17 protein-coding genes are annotated in these 21,010 nt (G+C 43.1%); 12 read left to right on the forward strand and 5 right to left on the reverse strand.

The features are described 5' to 3' along the window. Positions 1-274 precede the first annotated feature (274 nt). Together AC07E5_RS12595 and AC07E5_RS12600 are read right to left on the reverse strand one after the other, a co-directional pair. The gene (locus AC07E5_RS12595; protein ID WP_026438289.1) at positions 275-1,210 is read right to left on the reverse strand and encodes a tRNA dihydrouridine synthase; all 936 of its coding nucleotides are present in this window, start codon (positions 1,208-1,210) and stop codon (positions 275-277) included. A 316-nt stretch (positions 1,211-1,526) separates the two neighbouring features. Beyond that, positions 1,527-2,336 (reverse strand): cytochrome C assembly family protein, encoded by an 810-nt coding sequence (locus AC07E5_RS12600; protein ID WP_180168163.1) that lies wholly within the window; start codon positions 2,334-2,336, stop codon positions 1,527-1,529. 139 nt (positions 2,337-2,475) lie between these two features. On the opposite strand from AC07E5_RS12600, the gene ffh reads away from it, so the two are divergent. Further along, positions 2,476-3,885: a signal recognition particle protein gene (gene ffh / locus AC07E5_RS12605; protein WP_096902093.1), complete on the forward strand. Its 1,410-nt coding sequence runs from the start codon at positions 2,476-2,478 to the stop codon at positions 3,883-3,885. A 136-nt stretch (positions 3,886-4,021) separates the two neighbouring features. Here ffh and AC07E5_RS12610 read toward each other — a convergent pair whose 3' ends face one another. Then, positions 4,022-4,762, reverse strand: coding sequence for a type III pantothenate kinase (locus tag AC07E5_RS12610; RefSeq protein ID WP_004972372.1), 741 nt, complete (start codon positions 4,760-4,762; stop codon positions 4,022-4,024). Then, positions 4,759-5,526, reverse strand: a complete 768-nt coding sequence (locus tag AC07E5_RS12615; RefSeq protein ID WP_004972369.1) for a biotin--[acetyl-CoA-carboxylase] ligase — start codon at positions 5,524-5,526, stop codon at positions 4,759-4,761. Before AC07E5_RS12615 ends, AC07E5_RS12610 begins: the two co-directional genes overlap by 4 nt. 28 nt (positions 5,527-5,554) lie before the next feature. Between AC07E5_RS12615 and AC07E5_RS12620 the strand changes: the two genes are divergently transcribed. The 5 genes from AC07E5_RS12620 to ligA all read left to right on the forward strand — a co-directional run bounded on the left by AC07E5_RS12620 (position 5,555) and on the right by ligA (position 14,026). Then, positions 5,555-6,364, forward strand: coding sequence for a sulfite exporter TauE/SafE family protein (locus tag AC07E5_RS12620; protein ID WP_004972366.1), 810 nt, complete (start codon positions 5,555-5,557; stop codon positions 6,362-6,364). A gap of 219 nt (positions 6,365-6,583) precedes the next feature. Continuing rightward, on the forward strand, positions 6,584-7,279 hold the full coding sequence (locus tag AC07E5_RS12625) for a GntR family transcriptional regulator (RefSeq protein WP_004972365.1): 696 nt from the start codon (positions 6,584-6,586) through the stop codon (positions 7,277-7,279). A 10-nt stretch (positions 7,280-7,289) separates the two neighbouring features. Then, entirely contained in the window at positions 7,290-10,754 is a 3,465-nt protein-coding gene (gene smc, locus AC07E5_RS12630) for a chromosome segregation protein SMC (protein ID WP_180168165.1), read from the forward strand. 1 nt (position 10,755) lies between these two features. Beyond that, entirely contained in the window at positions 10,756-11,805 is a 1,050-nt protein-coding gene (locus AC07E5_RS12635) for a cell division protein ZipA C-terminal FtsZ-binding domain-containing protein (protein ID WP_178319270.1), read from the forward strand. Between the two features lie 184 nt (positions 11,806-11,989). Next, positions 11,990-14,026, forward strand: coding sequence for an NAD-dependent DNA ligase LigA (gene ligA, locus AC07E5_RS12640; RefSeq protein ID WP_004972359.1), 2,037 nt, complete (start codon positions 11,990-11,992; stop codon positions 14,024-14,026). Positions 14,027-14,112: 86 nt separating this feature from the next. On the opposite strand, the gene AC07E5_RS12645 is transcribed toward ligA, so the two are convergent. Then, the gene (locus AC07E5_RS12645; RefSeq protein WP_004972358.1) at positions 14,113-15,174 is read right to left on the reverse strand and encodes an SDR family oxidoreductase; all 1,062 of its coding nucleotides are present in this window, start codon (positions 15,172-15,174) and stop codon (positions 14,113-14,115) included. Positions 15,175-15,499: 325 nt separating this feature from the next. On the opposite strand from AC07E5_RS12645, the gene ftn reads away from it, so the two are divergent. The 6 genes from ftn to bioD all read left to right on the forward strand — a co-directional run bounded on the left by ftn (position 15,500) and on the right by bioD (position 20,925). Further along, positions 15,500-15,964 (forward strand): heteropolymeric bacterioferritin subunit Ftn, encoded by a 465-nt coding sequence (ftn, locus tag AC07E5_RS12650; RefSeq protein WP_004972356.1) that lies wholly within the window; start codon positions 15,500-15,502, stop codon positions 15,962-15,964. Positions 15,965-16,152: 188 nt separating this feature from the next. Then, a complete protein-coding gene (locus AC07E5_RS12655; RefSeq protein WP_346781214.1) occupies positions 16,153-16,884 on the forward strand; it encodes an alpha/beta hydrolase family protein in 732 nt (243 codons plus the stop codon). A gap of 99 nt (positions 16,885-16,983) precedes the next feature. Further along, the gene (gene bioA / locus AC07E5_RS12660) at positions 16,984-18,267 is read left to right on the forward strand and encodes an adenosylmethionine--8-amino-7-oxononanoate transaminase (RefSeq protein ID WP_096902098.1); all 1,284 of its coding nucleotides are present in this window, start codon (positions 16,984-16,986) and stop codon (positions 18,265-18,267) included. Beyond that, complete coding sequence (locus AC07E5_RS12665; protein WP_278518537.1) at positions 18,264-19,421, forward strand: 8-amino-7-oxononanoate synthase; 1,158 nt, start codon at positions 18,264-18,266, stop codon at positions 19,419-19,421. The genes bioA and AC07E5_RS12665 overlap by 4 nt, the downstream gene beginning before the upstream one ends. A gap of 8 nt (positions 19,422-19,429) precedes the next feature. Next, entirely contained in the window at positions 19,430-20,239 is an 810-nt protein-coding gene (bioC, locus tag AC07E5_RS12670; RefSeq protein WP_278518539.1) for a malonyl-ACP O-methyltransferase BioC, read from the forward strand. Next, complete coding sequence (gene bioD, locus AC07E5_RS12675) at positions 20,236-20,925, forward strand: dethiobiotin synthase (RefSeq protein ID WP_498625592.1); 690 nt, start codon at positions 20,236-20,238, stop codon at positions 20,923-20,925. Before bioC ends, bioD begins: the two co-directional genes overlap by 4 nt. Positions 20,926-21,010: the final 85 nt, after the last annotated feature.

Genomic DNA, 21,010 nt, shown 5'->3' on the forward strand with positions numbered 1-21,010 from the left:
CTGAGCAGATCAGGCATGAAACGCAAGTAATAGCGAGACTATTGCTAAGTTTCATAACACAATCTGAGAAAGTTTTAGCCACAGCCTTTCAGGGCGAGCATATTTTTTGCTGCTATTGCGTTATGTGCCAGTCATTTAGAATGACTAAATTTCCTGTCCCATGCCTTATATCAGCTAAAAAATATGCATCGCCGCAAACATAGACGAATTGTCAGCAGACCCTAATAAAAGCTGAAATTTTTTAGATGAAGCTTGAGTTTGATGGATTCAATGTTTAAGTCGTGTGCGCGACTAATTTTTCAATGATTTCATCCAGCTTTTTCAGACGCTTGATTTCATCCCACAAAGCTTTGGCTTCGGGATAATGTTTCGACATCATGCCGAGCCATTGTTTATAACGTCCCAGCATCCCAATTTCTGTTTTGGCAGGGCCGTGAATAAAGCGAATTTGTAGTTGCAGCAAATCTTGCCAACTCAGCAAAGGCAGGTCTGAATTTTGACGAATACATTGGGTCAAATCTGGGGTGGTGACCGCACCACGACCAATCATCAAATCTTCACAGCCCGATTCTAACTGGCATTGTTTGGCATCGGCATTGTTCCAAATTTCACCATTGGCGATGACGTTAATCTTCAAGGCTTCACGAATAGGACGTAGCTGATCCCAAAATGCGGGAGGCGTATAGCCATCGGCTTTGGTACGTGCATGTACTGTAACCCATGCTGCGCCTGCATCTTCAATGGCGTGCGCATTTTCTAGCATGAAGTTCCGATCCATATAGCCTAGACGCATTTTGGCGGAAACTGGAATATGAGCAGGAACGGCATCGCGAACCGCTTTAACCAGTTCATATACTACTTCGGGTTCATCGAGTAAAACTGAACCGCCACGATGCCGATTGACTGTTTTGGCAGGGCAGCCAAAGTTCATATCAATTGCAGGTGCACCCATAGCCGCAACTTTGGCTGCATTGGCGGCTAACATTTCAGGATTATTCCCCAAAAACTGAACATGCACAGGCGTACCTGCCGCAGTTTTGCCATTGGTGAGTAGTTCTGGGCAATAGGTGTGGTAGATATGGTCTGGCAAAATGCTGTCTGTGACCCGAATAAACTCTGTTACACACCAGTCAAAACTGCCTACAGACGTGATTACATCACGCATGATGGGGTCGGTTAAGCCTTCCATGGGTGCAAGAATCAGTTTCACAAGATGCTGCCAGTTCAAACAAAAGTGGAGTTATACGTTTTTTTCTGTGGGTTGTCTAGGAAAAGGGTTTTGAATTGAAGTGGTTGTAGCTAAGGTTCTGGTATTTAAGCTGTTTTATTTGACACAGTGATCTGTATCTCAAGTTTTATCTAGTCCATGCAGTTGATGTGCATCCTAGACTAGATCTTTTAATTGAGTTCTTACATCGTTAGAAATCATTTAAATGATTGGCTTAATTTAAACAGCCCATTCCCCCTCGACTATGCTATTAAATAATTGATCATCCTACACTTTGAATGAGCAAAATAAAAACACCTTACTTACTCAAAATCATTTCCAACACAAATTTAGAACCAATAAAACCGAGCGCCAATAAAAAGAAGCCAATAATGGTAAAGCGAATCGCTTTTTGTCCACGCCAGCCAAACTTATAACGCCCAAGTAACAACGCCCCATAGACAAACCAAGAAATAATACTAAAGGCAGTTTTATGTGCTAAATGCTGTGCAAAGAAATGTTCTACCGTAAAGAAACCAAAACCTAGTGCGACTGTGAGTAAGGCAAAACCTGCAATCAACATATCAAACAGCAAAGATTCCATATCTTGCAAAGACGGCAGCAAATTTACCCAAACCCGACGTTTTTGTTTGTTTTTCAGTTCGCGGTTTTGAAACCACATGAGCACGGCATGAATGGTCGCCATCAACAATACGGCATAAGCAGACAGCGATAAAATAATATGAATATCTAAACCAATCGAGTTTTGGTTAATAAATAAATTATGTTGGCTGAATGAAAAACCTGCAATTAAACCCACTGCTGCTACAGGAATACCAATCAAATTTAGCGCAATTACAGGTCGGTAACTGCTGAACAGCAAGCTCAATAACAACATTAAACCCGCAGTAAATGACATTAGGTTAAACACGTTGTAGTTGACACCCATCGGCGTCCACATATCGTTATACAACACGGCAGCATGCAGCAATAAGCCCAAACTGAGCAGAGAACGAATAAACCAGTGATTTGGCGCACGTTTAGACATTAAATGTGAAAATAAATACCAAAAAGAACTGGTATAAGCGATTAATGCTAAAATCGTATAAACCAAGGGGAGACTGATCATGTCAAACCTTTTTCAGGATGATGAATATTCATTTATATAAATTCGATGCGAACTACAGTATCCTATAGCATCTTGTGCATAAATTTTCTATTTTAAAGAAACATTTTTTTGCTAATGGCTATTTTAAGCGGAATTTGCAATGTTTGATACCTTAACAGAACGACTCACGCAGAGTTTAAGAAATGTTACTGGCTCAGGGCAGCTAACCGAAGACAATATTAAAGATACGTTACGTGAAGTACGTATGGCACTTCTTGAAGCCGATGTGGCGTTACCTGTAACTCGTGAATTCATCGCGAAAGTTAAGGAAGAGGCATTGGGTCAGGAAGTGATGACTCAGTTATCCCCTGGTCAGGCGTTCGTCAAAATTGTCTATGACGAACTCACAAAAATGATGGGCGAGGCCAATGAAAGCCTTGACCTTGCTGCCAAGCCACCGGTTGTGGTGTTATTGGCAGGTTTGCAGGGTGCGGGTAAAACCACCACTGCAGCAAAATTGGCACGTTTCTTACAAGAACGTCAAAAGAAAAAAGTGGCGATGGTGTCTGCCGACGTTTACCGTCCTGCGGCAATTAAACAGCTACAAACGGTTGCAGGCGAAGTTGGCGCAATTTTCTTTGACTCAAATGCCAATGAAAACCCTGTCGATATTGCCAACCGTGCCATCGAACAGGCAAAAATTCAGTTTGCTGATGTGTTAATTGTCGATACTGCAGGTCGTTTGCACGTCGATGATGACATGATGGATGAAATCAAGGCATTACATTCAGCGATTAAACCGACTGAAACCTTGTTCGTGGTCGATGCCATGACGGGTCAGGATGCGGCAAATACAGCCAAAGCCTTTAATGATGCCTTGCCATTAACAGGTGTAATCCTTACTAAAACTGATGGTGATGCGCGCGGTGGTGCAGCACTTTCAGTTCGTGCGATTACGGGTAAACCAATTAAATTCTTGGGGATGGGTGAAAAACTCGATGCCCTAGAGCCATTCCACCCAGAACGTGTTGCACAACGTATTTTGGGCATGGGTGACGTGCTGTCTTTGGTCGAAGAAGTTGAACGTAAAATCGACAAAGAAAAAGCCGAAAAAATGGCGAAAAAACTGCAAAAAGGCGGCAGCTTCAACTTTGAAGATATGCTGATGCAGTTTGAACAAATGAATAAAATGGGCGGCATGATGGGCTTCTTAGACAAGTTGCCTGGCATGAGCAACTCAGGTATTCAAGATGCAATTGCGCAAGCCAATCCTGAAAAGCAAGTGAAAAAGATGGAAGCGATTATCCAGTCGATGACCATCAAAGAGCGTCGTAACCCAGACCTGATGAATCCAAGCCGTAAAAAACGTATTGCTGCGGGTTGTGGTATGGATGTGTCAGAAGTGAATAAGTTGATCAAGCAACATGCACAAATGGCAAAAATGATGAAAAAATTTGCCAATCCATCGGGCATGGCAAAAATGATGCGTTCACTGGGCGGTTTACAAAAGCAATTCAGTGGCGGCGGTATGGGGCCATTGTTTGGTGGCAACGACCCAACCAAGAAATAATTGTTAAAAACATCTTAGAATCAAAGTGTTAAAAAAGCAGGCGCATAAAAATGCGCCTGCTTTTTTGTTGTTCTTTATTCGTAGATGACAGCTACACCGAAAGATTTATCAGCGTAGATGGAGCAATGTTTGGTTTTTAGTGCACTTCATGGGTTGCATATTGAATATAACGCTGCAAACCTTTGAGCAATAAATCTTGCTCGACTTGCGGTTGATATTGCTGCAAGAATTTGGCAAACAGCGGTGCATCGCCACCCGTTAAAATCAGTTTACGTGGTGACTGTCGAATTACATGCTCAATGGTGCTGAGCAAGCCGAGTAAAATACCATGATGAACAGCATCAATGGTGCTGCGTCCTGGGGTGAGTTCATCAAATGCAGCATCGGGAATTTTAATGCCTTTGGTGTTTTGAATCAGTGCATCACGTTGCAAATATAAGTTCGGTAAAATATAGCCGCCTAAATGCGTCAGTCCATCCGCCAAATCAATAGTCAGCGCCGTACCACAACTAATGACACAATAATTTTCTTGTGGGTCATTTGCCACGGCAAGCACTTGCAGCCAGCGATCTATTCCCAGTTGTTGAATATCATATTCACAATGCAAACCTGCATAATCTGCATGCACTTTGGCATAAATCACAGGCACATTCAGGGTTTTTAAAATCAAGTGAATGCGTTGATTATTCTTCTGATCTTGTACCGATGACACGCCTACTTTATGCACATTCAGACTTTTAAAGTGTTGAATCAAACCCAGCAACAAATCGGCAGGAGATTGCAAATGCAATTCTGCTTCATGTTCGATGATGCGGTCTTGTTCTGTGACCCAATATTTCAGGCGGGTGTTACCAATATCTAGCCATAAATTTTTCATGAAGATGACTCGGCATGATCGATAGGGCGTAAACGTCCCTGATAAAAAACTTCAAGCCCTTGTGCCGTTTCAATTTGCACTGCGCCATCATCCTGAATGCCTAAAAAAGTACCCTGACAAGTACCTTTAAAATGTTCAAATTCAACTTGTTGTTGCATAAATGCGGCATGATGATTGAAGCGAGATGCCAAATTATAGCAATCGTGATTAAACCAGTCGCAGGCTTGTTGAATGGCAAGATAAAGCTCTGCGATCAGGCGCACACGATCAATAGATACCAAACCCAGTTCGGTTAAAGATGTGGTTTTTTGATCAATAACTGCTGAGCTGACAGGTGCAAGATTAAGCCCAACCCCAACAATGACTTGCTGTGCAGAAATTGGCTCAATTAAGATGCCGCCCCATTTGCCTTGCGGGCTGTATAAGTCATTTGGCCATTTTACTTGTAGATTCAGCGCCTGTAGACTCGGCATTTGCAAGATATTTAACGCAATTTCTAAAGCCAAACGCCCATTTACAGGTGTTCGTAAATTTAGCAATGTGCTTAAATAGATGTTCCCTTCGGGTGATACCCATTGCCGTTGACGTTGTCCTCGACCATGCGTTTGTCTGGTACTGCATACCAAGACACTCTGCACACCTTTTTGTGCAATTTCCCGTACATCATCATTGGTGGAAGTGGTAATCGGCTTCAGGATGAGTACTTCTGGAAGCTGTCCTGCTTCTGTGAGTTGTTGTTGCAGTTGTCGGGTTTCTACATCCATACGAATTTACAAATAGTGGAATATATTTATGGAGTTAATCATATATTTATTGATTGGTGCAATTGCTGGATTTGCAGCAGGGCTGTTTGGCGTGGGCGGCGGCTTAATTATTGTGCCAATTTTATATATTGTGTTCACTCAACTCAATTATGACCCATCGGTGTTAATGCACATGGCGGTGGGGACATCATTGGCAACCATTATTGTAACTTCGATCAGCTCAGTTACGGCACACCATAAAAAAGGTGCGGTGATGTGGCCTGTATTTCGTAATCTTGCGCCTGGTTTAATTGTGGGTGCATTTGTTGGTGCAGGTATTGCCGATTTCCTTTCGGGGCAAGGCTTACAATTATTAATTGGCGGTTTTGCACTGTGGGTGGCTTTTAAGATGTTTAGAGGCGCAAATATTGCGGTTGATCCTTCACATCATTTGCCTTCAACTGCAAAGCAAGTCATGGCGGGCGGTGGGATTGGCATTGCCTCTGCAATTTTTGGGATTGGCGGTGGCAGTTTAACAGTGCCGTACTTAAACCGTTACGGCGTGGTCATGCAAAAAGCGGTAGCAACCTCAGCCGCTTGTGGTTTGCCAATTGCGGTGGCGGGCGCATTAGGCTTTATGTGGTTTGGTAAGCAAGCCGAAGTTGCAGTACCCAATACCATTGGTTATATCCACATTTATGCATTTATAGGCATTAGTGTGATGAGCTTTATTACTGCCAAAGTTGGTGCGAAAGTGGCACATTTGTTATCGCCAGCGATGTTGAAAAAATGTTTTGCCTGCTTGCTGACCACCGTTGGCTGTTATTTTGTATATCAGGGTATGCGAGTATTTTTCTAAGTTGAGTCGCTATTTTCTTTGTTTTAAGCCATGTAAAATTGGCTCTAGCGCCATGAAATTGTCGGACAATGTCATGGCGTTGTGATCTGTTTCGCAGTAAAAAGAAAGATGCTTGTATCGGAGCTATGCTTGCAGTCGAAGGATGATCCTGAGATGTCTTAAATGAGAGTAGCTCCGAATTTTCATCACTGCATCTTATAAAAACAAGATAGGAACAGTATGCAACAACAAGAATCAGAAAGTTTATCGGAACAAATTGCCCGACACATCGCAGAACAGATTATTAGCGGTGATTTGGTTGAAGGTGAGCGTATTCAGGAATTGCGCATCGCCAAAGAACTGGACGTGAGTCGTGGTTCGGTACGTGAAGCGCTGTTGTTATTGCAACGTACTCATCTGATTGAAATTTTTCCACGTCGTGGTGCAATTGTGTCGGAAATGTCGGCACAGCAAGTCCGAGCTTTGTTTGACAGCAGCAGTTTGTTATTGGGTTATATTGTGCAGCGTATTGCGGACACGTGGCGAATGCATGAAGCTGAAGCCTTACAACAACTTTTGCTGCAACTGGCAGAGCAATGTCGCTTGGGCAATACTGAAAAGTTTTATGATTTAATTTTTCAATATCTGGCACGGCAGCCTGATATGGTGGGAAATTTATATTTAATGAAGTTCTATCAAGAGTTATTGCCATCGTTAAGACGCAGTTACTTTTTGACCTTAAATACTTCGCGTCGGGAGTTACAAGAATCTTTTGAATTATTTAAACTGGTGAGTGATGCAATTTTAAGCAGAAAATCACAACAAGCCACTTTATTTATGGAAGATTTTTGCCGACACTTGCGCAACTTGGTGTTGGAATCTCTGACCCGTATGAAACAGATCGAGCTTGCATGGGCAAGACGTTCACGCCGTTAATTGGGACATTATGCGTTTAAGCAGTTTAAAACTTTCTGGCTTCAAATCTTTTGCCGACAGTACGACCTTACATTTTAAAGCCAACCGTACCGCTGTGGTGGGGCCGAATGGTTGTGGTAAATCCAATGTGATTGACGCCATTCGTTGGGTGATGGGCGAATCTAGTGCGCGCCAGTTGCGTGGCGGCAGTATGCAGGATGTAATTTTCACAGGAACTGCCAAACGCAAACCTGTAGGTGTAGCCAGTGTTGAACTGCGTTTTGACAATACCTATGGCAAATTGGGCGGTGCTTATAACGCCTATAATGAACTGTCGGTACGTCGGCAGGTCAACCGTGATGGTAAGTCTGAATATTTTTTAAATGGAACCAAGTGTCGTCGTCGTGACATCACCGATATTTTTCTGGGTACAGGTTTAGGCCCGCGTTCTTATGCAATTATTGAACAGGGCATGATTAATCGTTTGGTTGATGCTAAACCTGAAGAAATGCGGGTGTTTATTGAAGAAGCGGCAGGCGTGTCACGTTATCAGGCGCGTCGTCGTGAAACCATGCTGCATTTGGATCACACCACGCAGAACTTGGCGCGTTTGGAAGATATTGCTTCAGAACTAAAATCGCAATTAAAAACCTTAAAACGTCAGTCAGAAACAGCAATTCAATACAAAGCGCTTGAGAGCGAAATTCGCACCATTAAAGTCGAAGTGTTGTCTTTTCAGTGTGAACAAAGTGCACGTTTACAGCAAGAATATACCCTGAGTATGAATGAGTTAGGGGAAAGTTTTAAATTGGTGCGCTCTGAGCTGACCACTTTGGAACATGACTTAACTGCGACCAGTGAGTTGTTTCAGCGTTTGATTCAGCAATCGACACCGCTACAGCAAGAATGGCAACAGGCAGAAAAGAAACTGGCTGAACTGAAAATGACTTTGGAACAAAAACAAAGTTTGTTTCAGCAAAATACCGCGACTTTATCGCAGCTTGAACAGCAAAAAGCACAAACCAAAGAGCGTTTGCAGTTGATTGAATTGCAGCTAGAGAGTTTGGTCGATCAGCAAGAAAACCAACAGGCAAATCTACAGCAGCAAGATCATTTGGCGCAGCAGCAGAGCCAGCAATTTCAGGATTTAAAAGCACAGCAACAAACCCAAGCTGCACAATATGCCCAAGTCAAAGCGCAAGTAGAACAGCAACAACAAAAGCATGTGCACATGCAGGCGCAAAGTGAGCAGTTAGCCAAAAATATCAGCCGTATTGAACAGCAAAAACAAACCCTGACACAGCAGTTTGCACAAATTCAGCCGCAAGATCAGCAAGAGGGAATGCAACAACTGCAAGACGAAAAGACCCGCTTGCAGGCTGAAATGCTAACACTAGAACAGAATATTCAAGACAGCACTCAGCAACTCGCCACGTTGCAGACCAACTATAATGAGCACAAAGCACAGTGTGCGACCTTAAAATCTGAGATTCAGATTTTGCAGTCAGAACAGAAAAACCTCAATCAATTGCTCATTAAGCAAAGTCCAAAAGCCCAAACCGATGTGGTGCAGTTGATGCAAGTATTACAACTTGCAGATGTGGCGAAACCACATGCCAATTTAATTGAAAAGTTCTTGGCTAAATGGTTATCTGCGCAGGTGGTAGAAGCAGATATTGAATTTCAGGACAGCCGCGCACGTCAGCTAAAAATTCATTTGGCTGTAGATTCAAAAACATCAAAAATACAGCTTTCGGGGTGTGAGTCGCTCAGTGACTGGATTGCTTCACCGCAAAGTAGCTTGTGGCAAAGTGTCGCAATTACAGAAAGTTTATCGCAGGCTTTGGCATTGCAAGTGCAATTACAAGCAGGGCAGTCTATCCTTAGTTTAGATGGTTATCATGTGGGAGCAGACTGGGTAATCGGGCTGTTTTATGATGAAGCGGCACAGGCAGGGCAAGGGGCATTAAGCCATCGGATTCGCTTGGATGAAATTGAACAGGCGTTGGCGTTGCAACTGCCACAATATGAGCAAGCAGAACAGCAACTGCCTGAATTGCAGCAACAGGTAAAACAGTTGCAGCAGCAATTGCAGCAACAACAGCAACAGCTCAAACAGCAACAGCAAGCCTTGCAAACGCTAGATGTGCAAATGGCGAAAGCCGAAAGTGCGGCACAGGCTTTTGCAGTACAGCAACAGCAATTACAGCATCAATTGGCACAATTAGATGAGCAGCTTGAAGAAGATGCTATGCAAAAAGATGATCTGGAAATTGATTTGCATGCTTTGGCTTTTAAACTTGAGCAAGCTTTACCGCAGTATAAAACCTTGCAATTTCAGGTCGAGCAGCTGAATGAGCAGCTGGATAGTTCACAGCAACAGTTTCAGCAGCAGCAACAAGAAGTGGAGCTGTTACGTCGTCAAGCGGTACAAACTCAGCAGCAAATTGAACTGTTAGAAAAAGATGCCACTTTCTTAAAAGCACAATATCAACAAATTGTGGCGCAAATGGAACAAGCCAAAAAGTTTGTCGATCCTGTTCAGTTGGAATTGCCTGACTTGGAAACTCAGTTTTCAGAGCAGCAGCAGCAGACTGAAAAGCTGCAAAAAACTTGGCAGGAATGGCAAGTGGAATTGAACAGTATGCAGTCCAAACAGCAGCAACTGACCGAGCAACGGCAGCAGCAACAGCAGCAAGATGAACAATTACGTGCCAAACTCGAAGAAAAGCGCTTGGCATGGCAATCGGCAAAGTCGGACTATCAGCATTATTCTGAACAGTTAAAAGATTTAAACAGCGAGATCATCACAGGTTTGCAGATTGATGTCGCTGCGCATCAACAAAAACTGGCGAAAGCGCAGCAACAGTTTGATAAATTGGGTGCGGTCAATTTGGCGGCTTCGGAAGAATATGAAGAAGTATCTGCCCGTTTTGCAGAATTAAGCCATCAAATTGAAGACTTGGAAAATACTGTTTCTCAGTTGCAGGCGGCAATGAAAAGTATTGATCAGGAAACTCGTAAACTGTTTATGAACACTTTTGATCAGGTGAATACCGAATTGCAGGAGCTGTTTCCTAAAGTCTTTAATGGCGGTGAAGCGAGTCTGAGCTTGGAAGATGACTGGCAATCTGGGGTGAAATTGATGGCGCGTCCACCGGGTAAGCGCAACAGTTCTTTGGCCTTACTTTCAGGGGGTGAAAAAGCACTGACAGCTTTGGCTTTGGTTTTTGCAATCTTCCGTTTAAACCCAGCGCCATTTTGCGTACTCGATGAAGTTGATGCACCGTTAGATGATGCTAACGTGGGGCGCTTTTGTAATTTAGTAAAAGAACTTTCTGAACAAGTGCAATTCATTTACATTACACATAATAAACTTGCTATGACGATGGCAACCGACCTCTTAGGTGTTACCATGCCTGAACCGGGAACCTCAAAATTAGTAACCGTAAATTTAGAAGAAGCCGCAGAATACGGCCTAGTCGCGGAGGCATAATATGGAAATCACCACAATCGTTGGAATTGTCATCGCTATTGTGATCATGGCGTTTGGTTTGAAAATGATTCTAAAAAAACCTGTAGATTCAGCGCCATCCTTAGATTCGGAACTGCAATTTAATGCAGAAAGCCAAAAACCGATTATTCCACGCCATGTACGTGACCAATTGCAAAGCGACGCTACGCCACCGCGTGTGGAGCCGACTTTAACGGTAGATGAAGTTACGCAAGATGCGCCTGCCAAGTCTGAACCACAGGCTTTAACGGATGATGTCGTGGCTTCTTCAAGCACAGAAACTGACAAAGTTGAACCGAGTTTGCAGGCAAATACAGAAAATTCTGAGCTTGATCCATCCACAACGATATCGAAGTCTGAAGTTGCACAAGACACGCCAAGCCCGACAGCGACAACTTCAGAATATTCATTATCGGATGAAATTCAGCAAGTGATTGTAGAAACTGAACCGAATGCGCAGACTGTCGAGCAAAACAAAGCTTCGACTGAATACAGCCTGAATCAACACATTGAAACTGCCGAAATTTCAGAATTTAATGAAGAAAGCAGCATTTTAGATTCGCATTTGCATGAACAAAAAATCATGGATGAAGAAAGTGCCTTGGCAACCGCTGAATCTTTTATCGCGCTGAATGTCTTCCCTGAACGTCGCATACTTTCGGGCGATAAAGCCTTAAAAGTCTTGATGAAATATGGTTTACGTTTCGGTGAAATGTCATGTTTCCATCGCTATAACGAAGATGGCACTAAATTATTATTTTCAGTTTTACAAATTAATGATGAAGGCGCAGATGGTTTTGATTTAGAAACTTTATCGAGCGAACAAGTTAAAGGTTTAGCGTTCTTCCTCGCTTTGCCGCACAGCGATGTGCAAAATGCCTTTGATACCATGGTCAGCATTTCAGGACTGATTGCACGTGAAATTGATGGAACGGTCTATGACCAAAACCATTTAGAGTTTACTCCACAATTACGTGAACACTGGCGTCATCAGGCGATAGATTATCGTGCTGGTCAGGCAAGTCATGCCTAGAATTGCGATCTCGTACTGGGTATAAGCTACGTCAAGTGTTTGGCAATTGAACTGAGTGCAGTAGGATAAATTGCAACTTTGCAGCCGCATTTTTATAATGTGCGCAGCAATACAAGCTGTAGCATGCGCTACATAGAAAAAATTGAAGGGCGGAACAAGACCGCCTTTTTTTATGGTGGAAAATATGTCTGTAGATTTAACCGTCGTGGCGCAAATGCGTCAATTGATTCAACTGCTTGCCAAGCACAATCATGCCTATTATGTGATGGATCAACCGACAATTGCAGACAGTGAATATGATCAGCTTTTCCATCAACTAAAAGCGTTGGAACAACAGTATCCAGATTTAGTTCAACCCGATACACCGACCAATAAAGTCGGTGGCACACCTTTGGCAAAGTTCACCACGGTTACACATGCTGTGCCAATGTTGTCTTTAGGCAATGTGTTTAATCAGGAAGAATTATTTGCCTTTGCAAGACGTGTCGAAGAGCGTTTGCCCAACCAAAATATTGAATACGATGTCGAACTCAAATTTGATGGTTTGGCGATTTCACTTTGGTATGAACATGGTGTTTTAGTGCGTGGTGTGACCCGTGGTGATGGGGAAACAGGGGAAGACATTACCCACAACGTCAAAACTATCCGCAATTTACCGAAAGTTTTGAGTGCGACAGAAACGGCTATTCCTGAATTTTTGGAAGTGCGTGGTGAAGTGTTGATGCCAAAACTTGGTTTTGAAAAACTCAATGCGGCCAATACAGCCAAAGGTGAAAAAACCTTTGCCAATCCACGCAATGCAGCAGCAGGCAGTTTGCGTCAGTTAGACCCGAATATTGCGGCTTCACGTCCTTTAGCATTCTATGCTTATGGCATTGCGCAATGTGTGCCGCCTCATGGACAAAGCACCATGTCCGACAGTTTGGCATGGTTGGGGCAGTTTGGTTTTGAAATTGGCGAACGTCATTTTGTCTGCAAGAGCATTCAAGATGTTCAGGCGGCCTATGAGCAAATTAACCTTGAGCGTCCGAATTTAAGCGTTGAAATTGATGGCATGGTGGTCAAGGTCAATGACTTGAAACAGCAACAGCAATTGGGCTTTTTAAGTCGTGAGCCGCGCTGGGCGACTGCCTATAAATTCCCTGCAGTTGCCGCTTTAACCACCATTGAAAATATTGATTGGCAAGTGGGGCGCACAGGTACGTTGACGCCTGTGGCACGTTTAAACCCCGTTGCGGTAGGTGGTGTGACGGTATCCAATGTTACTTTGCATAATATTGGTGAAATTCACCGTTTGGATGTGCGTTTAGGCGATACGGTCAGTGTTTACCGTAGTGGTGATGTGATTCCCAAAGTTGAAAAAGTCTGGCCTGAATTTCGCCTTGCCGATGCGCAAGAAGTGCATTTACCTGAACAATGCCCTGTGTGTGATTCGCCTGTGGTGATGCCTGAAGGTGAGGCTTTGGCGCGTTGTTCAGGCGGTTTGTATTGTGCGGCACAGCGTATTGAAGCGATTCGTCATTTTGTGTCACGTAAAGCCATGGATATTGAAGGTTTGGGTGATCGTTGGGTGGAGTCATTACTGCATCTGAACTTGCTACAAAATGTGGCTGATATTTATCATTTACACGAACACCGCGACACTTTGCTCGGCATTGAAAAAATGGGTGAGAAGTCGGTTCAAAACTTGATTGACTCGATTGAAAACAGCAAAAAAACTACTTTGGCTGCGTTTATTTATGCCTTGGGAATTCGTGGTGTGGGCGAAACCACCGCGCGGATGCTTGCCAATACTTTTCAGACTTTAGAGGCTTTGCGTGAAGCTGATTTAGAAGCGTTAAAGAAAACTCCAGATGTGGGAGATATTACGGCAGAATGGATTTTGGACTTTTTCCAAGCGCCGCATAATTTAGAAGTGTTGGATCGTTTATTAGCTGCAGGCATTCATTGGGATGCTCCGATTGCACCGACACGTCAGCCTTTGAATGGTGAAAGTTGGGTGATTACAGGGACGTTGAGCCAAATGGGACGCGATGAAGCGACTCAGTTGTTGCAGGCTTTGGGTGCACGGGTGAGTGGTAGTGTTTCGGGTAAAACCAAATGTGTCGTGGCGGGTGAGAAAGCTGGCTCAAAGCTGGAAAAAGCCGAGAAGTTGGGTGTGCAGGTCATGAATGAAGCTGAGTTTATTCAGCTGATGCAGGAATATGGTGTGCTTGAATAAGCATCATCCTACATTTTATCCACTAATAGGTACAAAGGCACTTCAACGATGAAGTGCCTTGGTTTTTACTGAGAGAAGTCGAAGGTTTAACGTTTCTTCACAATGCCATCATCAATGAGTTGCTGAAAATGTTCGACTAGACTGGTTTCAATATTGCGGTAGTGCATACCCAATTCACGCTGACTTTTTTCCGCATTAAAATAAATTGGGTAGCCCATATTCAGTTCCACAAATTTACGGGAAAAACCAAGTAGAGGGCCAAAGGCTTTAAAGGCAAATTTAGGTAACTGATTGCGTGGGAAAGGGTATTTACGTCCAAAGTGCTGCGCTAAAATTTTGCCCATTTCCAATAAGCTGAGTGTGCCACCGCTAATAATATAGCGACCTTCAGCAGCAGGGTTGAATGCGGCCTGAATGTGAGCATCGGCAACATCACGCACATCGACAATGCCATTCCACATAGCAGGGACACCTGCCAAGGTCATACCGTTGGCAAACTGCAATAACACTTCCACGCTGCCCGATTGGGTGTTTTTGGTCAACGATGGGCCAAGCACCAAAGCAGGGTTGATACAGACCAAATCCCAGCGGTTTTGTGCCTTTGCCATTTCCCAAGCTTTACGTTCAGCTGCCACTTTTGAATAAGGATAAGGCTGATGCTCAGGGCTGCTGCTAGTATTCCAGTGACTTTCATCAAAGCGATTATTGGCCGTATTTAAAATATCAATCGCATCGCCATAGGTTGCAGCAATACTTGAAGTCACCACTACACGCTTTACCGATGCAGTACGATTAACGCTGTTTAATACATTTTCGGTGCCTATGACGGCAGGTTCAATAATGTCTTTAACTGCATCTTTATAATTGGTGACCACAAAAGGCGAGGCCATGTGCAGCACGATTTCACAACCTTGCATGGCGGCATCAAAAGCACCTTCTTCAAGTAAGTTGGCTTGGAATAATTGTAAGTTGCCTGTGCTTTTTGCCGCGATATCAGTCAGATGTTGAAAACTGTGGGTTTTATTCAGATCACGCACCGTCGCGTGTACGGTATGTCCTTGTTCAAGCAGGTTTTTAATGACCCAACTGGCAATATAGCCTGTTGCGCCTGTGACTAAAATGGGTGCAGATGTATTTAGATTTGTCATTATTTTAAGAAAGTGATGGAACTCGTGACTATCATAAAGCAGCTGGGTTTTTAAAACCCGCTTTTTAGGCGTTTTTTACGATACTTGAGCGTCAAAGTATGGTTTCTTTCAATATTTACAAAATGATGCAAAATCATTGTATTGTCATTTTTAAAGCTAAGTTTTGCCAAGCAGTTGTTTTATATATGGGAATTTTTAAGTTATATTGCAAATGCGTATGTTTCTCATTTTAATTTTATAAAAATCATGGGTTTACAATAATTAACTTTTGCAATTTTGCCTGAATGTGTCCATAATGACTGGATTAAGAAAGGGAGTACAGCAAATGCGTGGCAATCCAGAAGTCGTAGACTATTTAAATATGTTGATTGGTGGCGAACTGGCTGCTCGCGATCAATACCTGATTCATTCGCGTATGTATGAAGATTGGGGTTTAAGCAAAATTTTTGAGCGCATTGACCATGAAATGCAGGAAGAAGCGCAGCATGCCGATGCTTTAATTCGTCGTGTATTGTTCCTTGAAGGCACTCCAAATATGCAGCGCGATGACATCGACGTGGGTGAAGATGTGGTGTCTTGCTTAAAAGCCGATTTAAAACTGGAATACGAAGTACGTGAAAAATTGGCGCAAGGCGTAAAATTGTGTGAAGAAAAAGGCGATTATGTCAGCCGTGATATGTTGCGTCAGCAAATGACCGACACAGAAGAAGATCATACGTACTGGTTGGAAAAACAATTACGTTTAATTGAATTGATTGGTTTACAAAACTACATTCAATCGCAAATGTAATCTGATCAAAGCAAAATAGACCAAAACCCGATTTATGATAAGTCGGTTTTTTTTATAGATCGGTTTTTATAGATTGGCTTTTTTATATCAATTGGTTTTTTTAAGGATGTATCTTGGTGCTTTGCAGATGTCGATTGAGCCGATTCAGTATTATACTGAGGTGATTTTCTAACTTGAGAGCAAGCCACGTGCAACAACAGATTTTATTGATTACAGGCTGGGGCGGTGGTACTGCACTCTTAAATCCGTTACAGCAAGCCTTAACTGCACAAGGTTTTCGGGTTGAGCTCATCAATATTTTTAACGCTACTGATGCTCAAGTCATGCAGCAACAGGTTGAATTTGCACGTCAGTTTGATGTAATTATGGGCTGGTCACTGGGTGGGCAATTGGCAACGCTACTGGTCGATGCGATTGCCAGCCAATATGCAGGATATAAAACCTTAATTACCATTGCATCCAATCCGTGTTTTGTTGCACAAGCCGATTGGGATACCGCTATGCCACAAGCCACGTTTGCCCAGTTTAAACAATCTTTTGCACAAGACCCAATTCTGACCCTAAAGCGTTTTGGTTTTATGGTGTGTCAGGGTGTCACTAGTAGTAAAACCGACCTATTACAATTACAAAGTTTGGTTCAGCCACAGCCGCAATCTTTGCTTCAACACGGTTTGGATTTATTGGAAAACTTAAACTTGGTGACTAAGCTTAAAAATTATACAGGTCTGCAGTATCATCTTTTTGCCGAGCAGGATGTTTTAGTTGATTGCAAAGTTGCAGCTAAACTGCAAAATTTAGCTGCAAAGTTTTTAAGCGTAGATGTTTTGCAAGGCTCGCATGGGCTGCCATTGTTCCATGCCGATGAGTTGACTAGCAAAATCTGCCAATATTTACAGAAAAACCCGCCAATAGGTCCATAAGTGACAAATCTCGCAATTTATTTTATCTGTAGACAGGTTTAAGATTTAGCACATCAAGTTTTTTACAAGATCAAGGATGATGGTGGGATGACAGAACAGATGGATTTGGCTTTTGATCGTGAACATCTTTGGCATCCTTACACCTCTATGACTCAGCCCTTAACAACCTTTAAGGTTAAGCGGGCATTTGGCAGCACCATTGAACTTGAAGATGGTCGCCAGTTGATTGACGGCATGTCATCGTGGTGGTGCGCGATTCATGGTTATAACCATCCTGAGCTGAACCGTGCTGTGACTGAGCAACTCGACAGTATGGCGCATATCATGTTTGGTGGATTGACCCATCGTCCTGCTATTGAGTTAGGGCGTTTGTTGCTCGAAATTACCCCACCGAGTTTAGATAAAATTTTTTATGCAGATTCAGGCTCCGTCGCCGTTGAAGTGGCGCTGAAAATGGCGGTGCAATACTGGACTGCACAAGGCAAAACTGAAAAAACCAATTTTATTACCACCCGTTCTGGCTATCATGGCGATACATGGAATGCCATGTCGGTTTGTGATCCTGTTACAGGGATGCATCAGGTTTTTGGCTCAAGTTTGGCGCGTCGTTATTTTGTATCTGCACCACAAACAGGTTTTGACCAAGAGTGGAATCCTGCCGATATTGCAGAATTGGCGCAAAGTTTGGTAGAGCATCATCAGCAGATTGCCGCCATGATTATTGAACCAATTGTGCAAGGTGCAGGCGGCATGCGTTTTTATCATCCTGAATATTTGCGTCAAGCCAAATTGCTTTGTGAGCAATATGATGTGTTGTTAATTTTTGATGAAATTGCCACAGGTTTTGGGCGTACAGGCAAGTTGTTTGCATGGGAACATGCTCAGGTCGAACCCGATATTATGTGTATCGGCAAAGGGCTGACAGGCGGTTATATGACTTTGTCTGCCACATTGACCACGAAGCATGTTGCAGAAATGATTTCGCAGGGTGAGGCAGGTGTGTTTATGCATGGCCCGACCTTTATGGCAAATCCACTGGCTTGCGCGGTTGCAGTAAAAAGTACCCAATTATTATTAGAACAAGACTGGCAAGCCAATATTCAACGCATTCAGCAGCAACTTGAACAGCATTTAACGCCATTGGCTAATTTGGCATGGGTGCAGGATGTGCGGGTTTTAGGTGCAATTGGTGTGGTAGAACTTAAACATGCTGTCGATATGCAAAGCCTGCAACAAGAATTTGTGCAACGCGGTATTTGGGTGCGTCCATTTGGTAAATTGGTTTATGTGATGCCGCCGTATGTGATTACAGCAGCAGAACTAAATACTTTATTGCAGCAATTGGCTGAGGTGGTGGCAGGCATGCAAGGAGCGAGCGCATGAGTTTACTCGATCACTATGCAGAACAGCTTGATCAGCTTCGCCAACAGGGTAATTTTCGTCAGTTTCGCAGCAATCAACAGCAAGGTAAAACGATTGAAATTCAGCAACAGCAGATGCTGAATTTATCTTCCAATGATTATTTGGGTTTAGCCTCTGATTTGCGCTTACGTGAACAGTTTTTTGATGAAACACCGAATGCACAGCGTTTAATGAGTGCATCTTCATCACGTTTACTGACTGGAAATTTCCCTGCCTATGAACAGCTTGAAGCCACATTAACGCAATTATTTCATGGGCGAGCTGCCTTGCTGTTTAATAGCGGCTATCACATGAATATTGGTATTTTACCTGCATTGGCAGATGCGAAAACCCTAATTTTGGCCGATAAACTGGTACATGCCAGCATGATTGACGGCATTCGTTTGTCATCTGCCAAATATTTGCGTTATCGGCATAATGATTTGGCACATTTGCAGCAATTGCTGATGCAATATCATGCTGATGACAATTATGAACGCATTATTGTGGTGACTGAATCCATTTTTAGTATGGATGGTGATGAAACTGATTTAGCCGCATTGGTCGCGCTGAAACAGCAGTTTGCCAAAGTTATGTTATATGTCGATGAAGCACATGCGATTGGTGTGCGTGGGCAGCAAGGTTTGGGCTGTGCCGAACTATATGACGTGATTGATGCCATTGATTTTCTGGTCGGGACGTTTGGTAAAGCTGTTGCTTCAGTTGGGGGATATTTGATCTGTGATCCGATTATCCGCGATTACCTGATTAATCGAATGCGCCCGCTAATTTTTAGTACCGCACAGCCACCTATTTGTATGGCATGGACGCAGTTTATGCTGAATCAGATTGTGAACATGCAGACACAGCGTCAGCATTTGGCTGCTTTGAGCTTATATATGCAGCAGGGGATTCAGGCCAAAGGTTTTACCTGCCCATCTACTTCGCAAATTGTACCTGTGATTATTGGCGACTCTACTGCAACTGTAAGCAAAGCCCAACAGTTACAGACTGCAGGTTTTTATGTGATGCCTGTACGTCCGCCGACTGTACCGCAAGGCAGTTCACGACTGCGGATTTGTTTAAATACGCAATTTGAAACGGCAGATTTAACGCCGTTATTGGATTTGCTTTGAGTGTGCGTATGCGTATAGATAAGGCACAAGTGGCACAGCGTTTTGCCCGCGCACATCAGAGTTATAAAACGCATGCTGTGGTACAGCAGCAAATTTGTCAGCAGTTAATCGCAAAAATGCAGCAATATGTTGTGCAGCAAAAGTTGTCAGATCAATCTCAGCTTTGCTTTGAAAACGTCATGGAAATCGGTTGTGGTTCGGGAAACTTAACCGACTTATTACTGCATGAATTTCAAATTCAACACCTGACTTTAAATGATTTATATGCCGAAGTGTTGCAAGCGTATCTGCATCATCTTCAAACAACTATCACTCAAATTCATGGCTTAATTGGCGATATAGAACAGCTCGATTTTCCGCAGTCTTTGGATTTAATTTGTTCGAGTTCGGCTTTGCAATGGGTGGAAGATTTTGGAGCATTATTGCGCAAGGCGAATCAAGCGTTACAGCCGCAAGGGTATTTGTGCTTTTCGACATTTGGCCCTCAAAACTTGACTGAAATTAAGCAACTAACAGGTCAGGGCTTACATTATTTGAGTATGGATACGTTACAACAACAGCTCAAACAGCAGGGCTTTGAAGTATTACACTGTTCAGAGCAGTTTGAATCATTAAGTTTTGAACATCCCAAACAGATTTTGCAGCATTTAAAAGCCACAGGTGTCACGGGTACAGCACAAGGGCAGCGTTGGAACAAAACGACTTTAACCGAATTTTATCGGGGCTATGAACAATTTAGTCAGCAACATAGTTCACAGAAAAAAAGTTACACGCTCACGTATCATCCTATTTATTGTCTTGCACGGAGAATGCCATGACAGCTCAAGTTTATTTTGTGAGTGGTATTGATACAGGGATTGGCAAAACCTATGCCACAGGTTATTTGGCCAAGACCATGAATGAACAGGGTATTCAGACCATTACCCAAAAGCTGATTCAAACGGGCAATCAAGACGTTTCAGAAGATATTGAGCAGCATCGTAAAATTATGGGCAGTGAATGGTTGCCTGAAGATGATGACAAACTAACCATGCCTGAAATTTTTAGCTATCCTGCTTCACCGCATTTGGCTACACAAATTGATGGTCGTGAAATTGACTTTGCTAAAATTGAGGCTGCGACTGCGCAACTGGCGGCAAAGTATGATGCAGTATTATTAGAAGGTGCGGGCGGGCTCATGGTGCCGCTGACCACAGACCTACTCACCATCGACTATATTGAGCAAAAACAATATCCTGTTATTTTGGTGAGTTCTGGGCGTTTGGGCAGTATTAACCACACTTTGCTCAGTTTGGAAGCTTTAAAAACACGTGGTTTGAATTTACATGCATTGGCATATAATTTGAACGATGAATCACAAGACCCTTTAATTTCGCAGGATACTGCCAAATATTTAAAAAATTATTTGTCAAAAAGCTTTCCAAAAGCACAGTGGATTGAAATTCCTGTATTGCCAAATATTTGTAAGCGTCCGCTGAACACACCTTCTGAATTCATCCTATAAGCCTTAATTTAGTCCCCACTTAGAAACAAGTGGGGACTTAAATTTATGACTACAAATAATCAGACATCCATCGCATCTCTTGCGA

The organism is Acinetobacter seohaensis, from assembly GCF_056431365.1.

Excerpts from the sequence above, each read along its gene's own strand:
- AC07E5_RS12600 (WP_180168163.1), bottom strand. The coding sequence starts at position 2,336 with ATGATCAGTCTCCCCTTGGTTTATACGATTTTAGCATTAATCGCTTAT.
- ffh (WP_096902093.1), top strand. The coding sequence starts at position 2,476 with ATGTTTGATACCTTAACAGAACGACTCACGCAGAGTTTAAGAAATGTT.
- AC07E5_RS12610 (WP_004972372.1), bottom strand. The coding sequence starts at position 4,762 with ATGAAAAATTTATGGCTAGATATTGGTAACACCCGCCTGAAATATTGG.
- AC07E5_RS12615 (WP_004972369.1), bottom strand. The coding sequence starts at position 5,526 with ATGGATGTAGAAACCCGACAACTGCAACAACAACTCACAGAAGCAGGA.
- AC07E5_RS12620 (WP_004972366.1), top strand. The coding sequence starts at position 5,555 with ATGGAGTTAATCATATATTTATTGATTGGTGCAATTGCTGGATTTGCA.
- AC07E5_RS12625 (WP_004972365.1), top strand. The coding sequence starts at position 6,584 with ATGCAACAACAAGAATCAGAAAGTTTATCGGAACAAATTGCCCGACAC.
- smc (WP_180168165.1), top strand. The coding sequence starts at position 7,290 with ATGCGTTTAAGCAGTTTAAAACTTTCTGGCTTCAAATCTTTTGCCGAC.
- AC07E5_RS12635 (WP_178319270.1), top strand. The coding sequence starts at position 10,756 with ATGGAAATCACCACAATCGTTGGAATTGTCATCGCTATTGTGATCATG.
- ligA (WP_004972359.1), top strand. The coding sequence starts at position 11,990 with ATGTCTGTAGATTTAACCGTCGTGGCGCAAATGCGTCAATTGATTCAA.
- AC07E5_RS12645 (WP_004972358.1), bottom strand. The coding sequence starts at position 15,174 with ATGACAAATCTAAATACATCTGCACCCATTTTAGTCACAGGCGCAACA.
- ftn (WP_004972356.1), top strand. The coding sequence starts at position 15,500 with ATGCGTGGCAATCCAGAAGTCGTAGACTATTTAAATATGTTGATTGGT.
- bioA (WP_096902098.1), top strand. The coding sequence starts at position 16,984 with ATGGATTTGGCTTTTGATCGTGAACATCTTTGGCATCCTTACACCTCT.
- AC07E5_RS12665 (WP_278518537.1), top strand. The coding sequence starts at position 18,264 with ATGAGTTTACTCGATCACTATGCAGAACAGCTTGATCAGCTTCGCCAA.
- bioC (WP_278518539.1), top strand. The coding sequence starts at position 19,430 with ATGCGTATAGATAAGGCACAAGTGGCACAGCGTTTTGCCCGCGCACAT.
- bioD (WP_498625592.1), top strand. The coding sequence starts at position 20,236 with ATGACAGCTCAAGTTTATTTTGTGAGTGGTATTGATACAGGGATTGGC.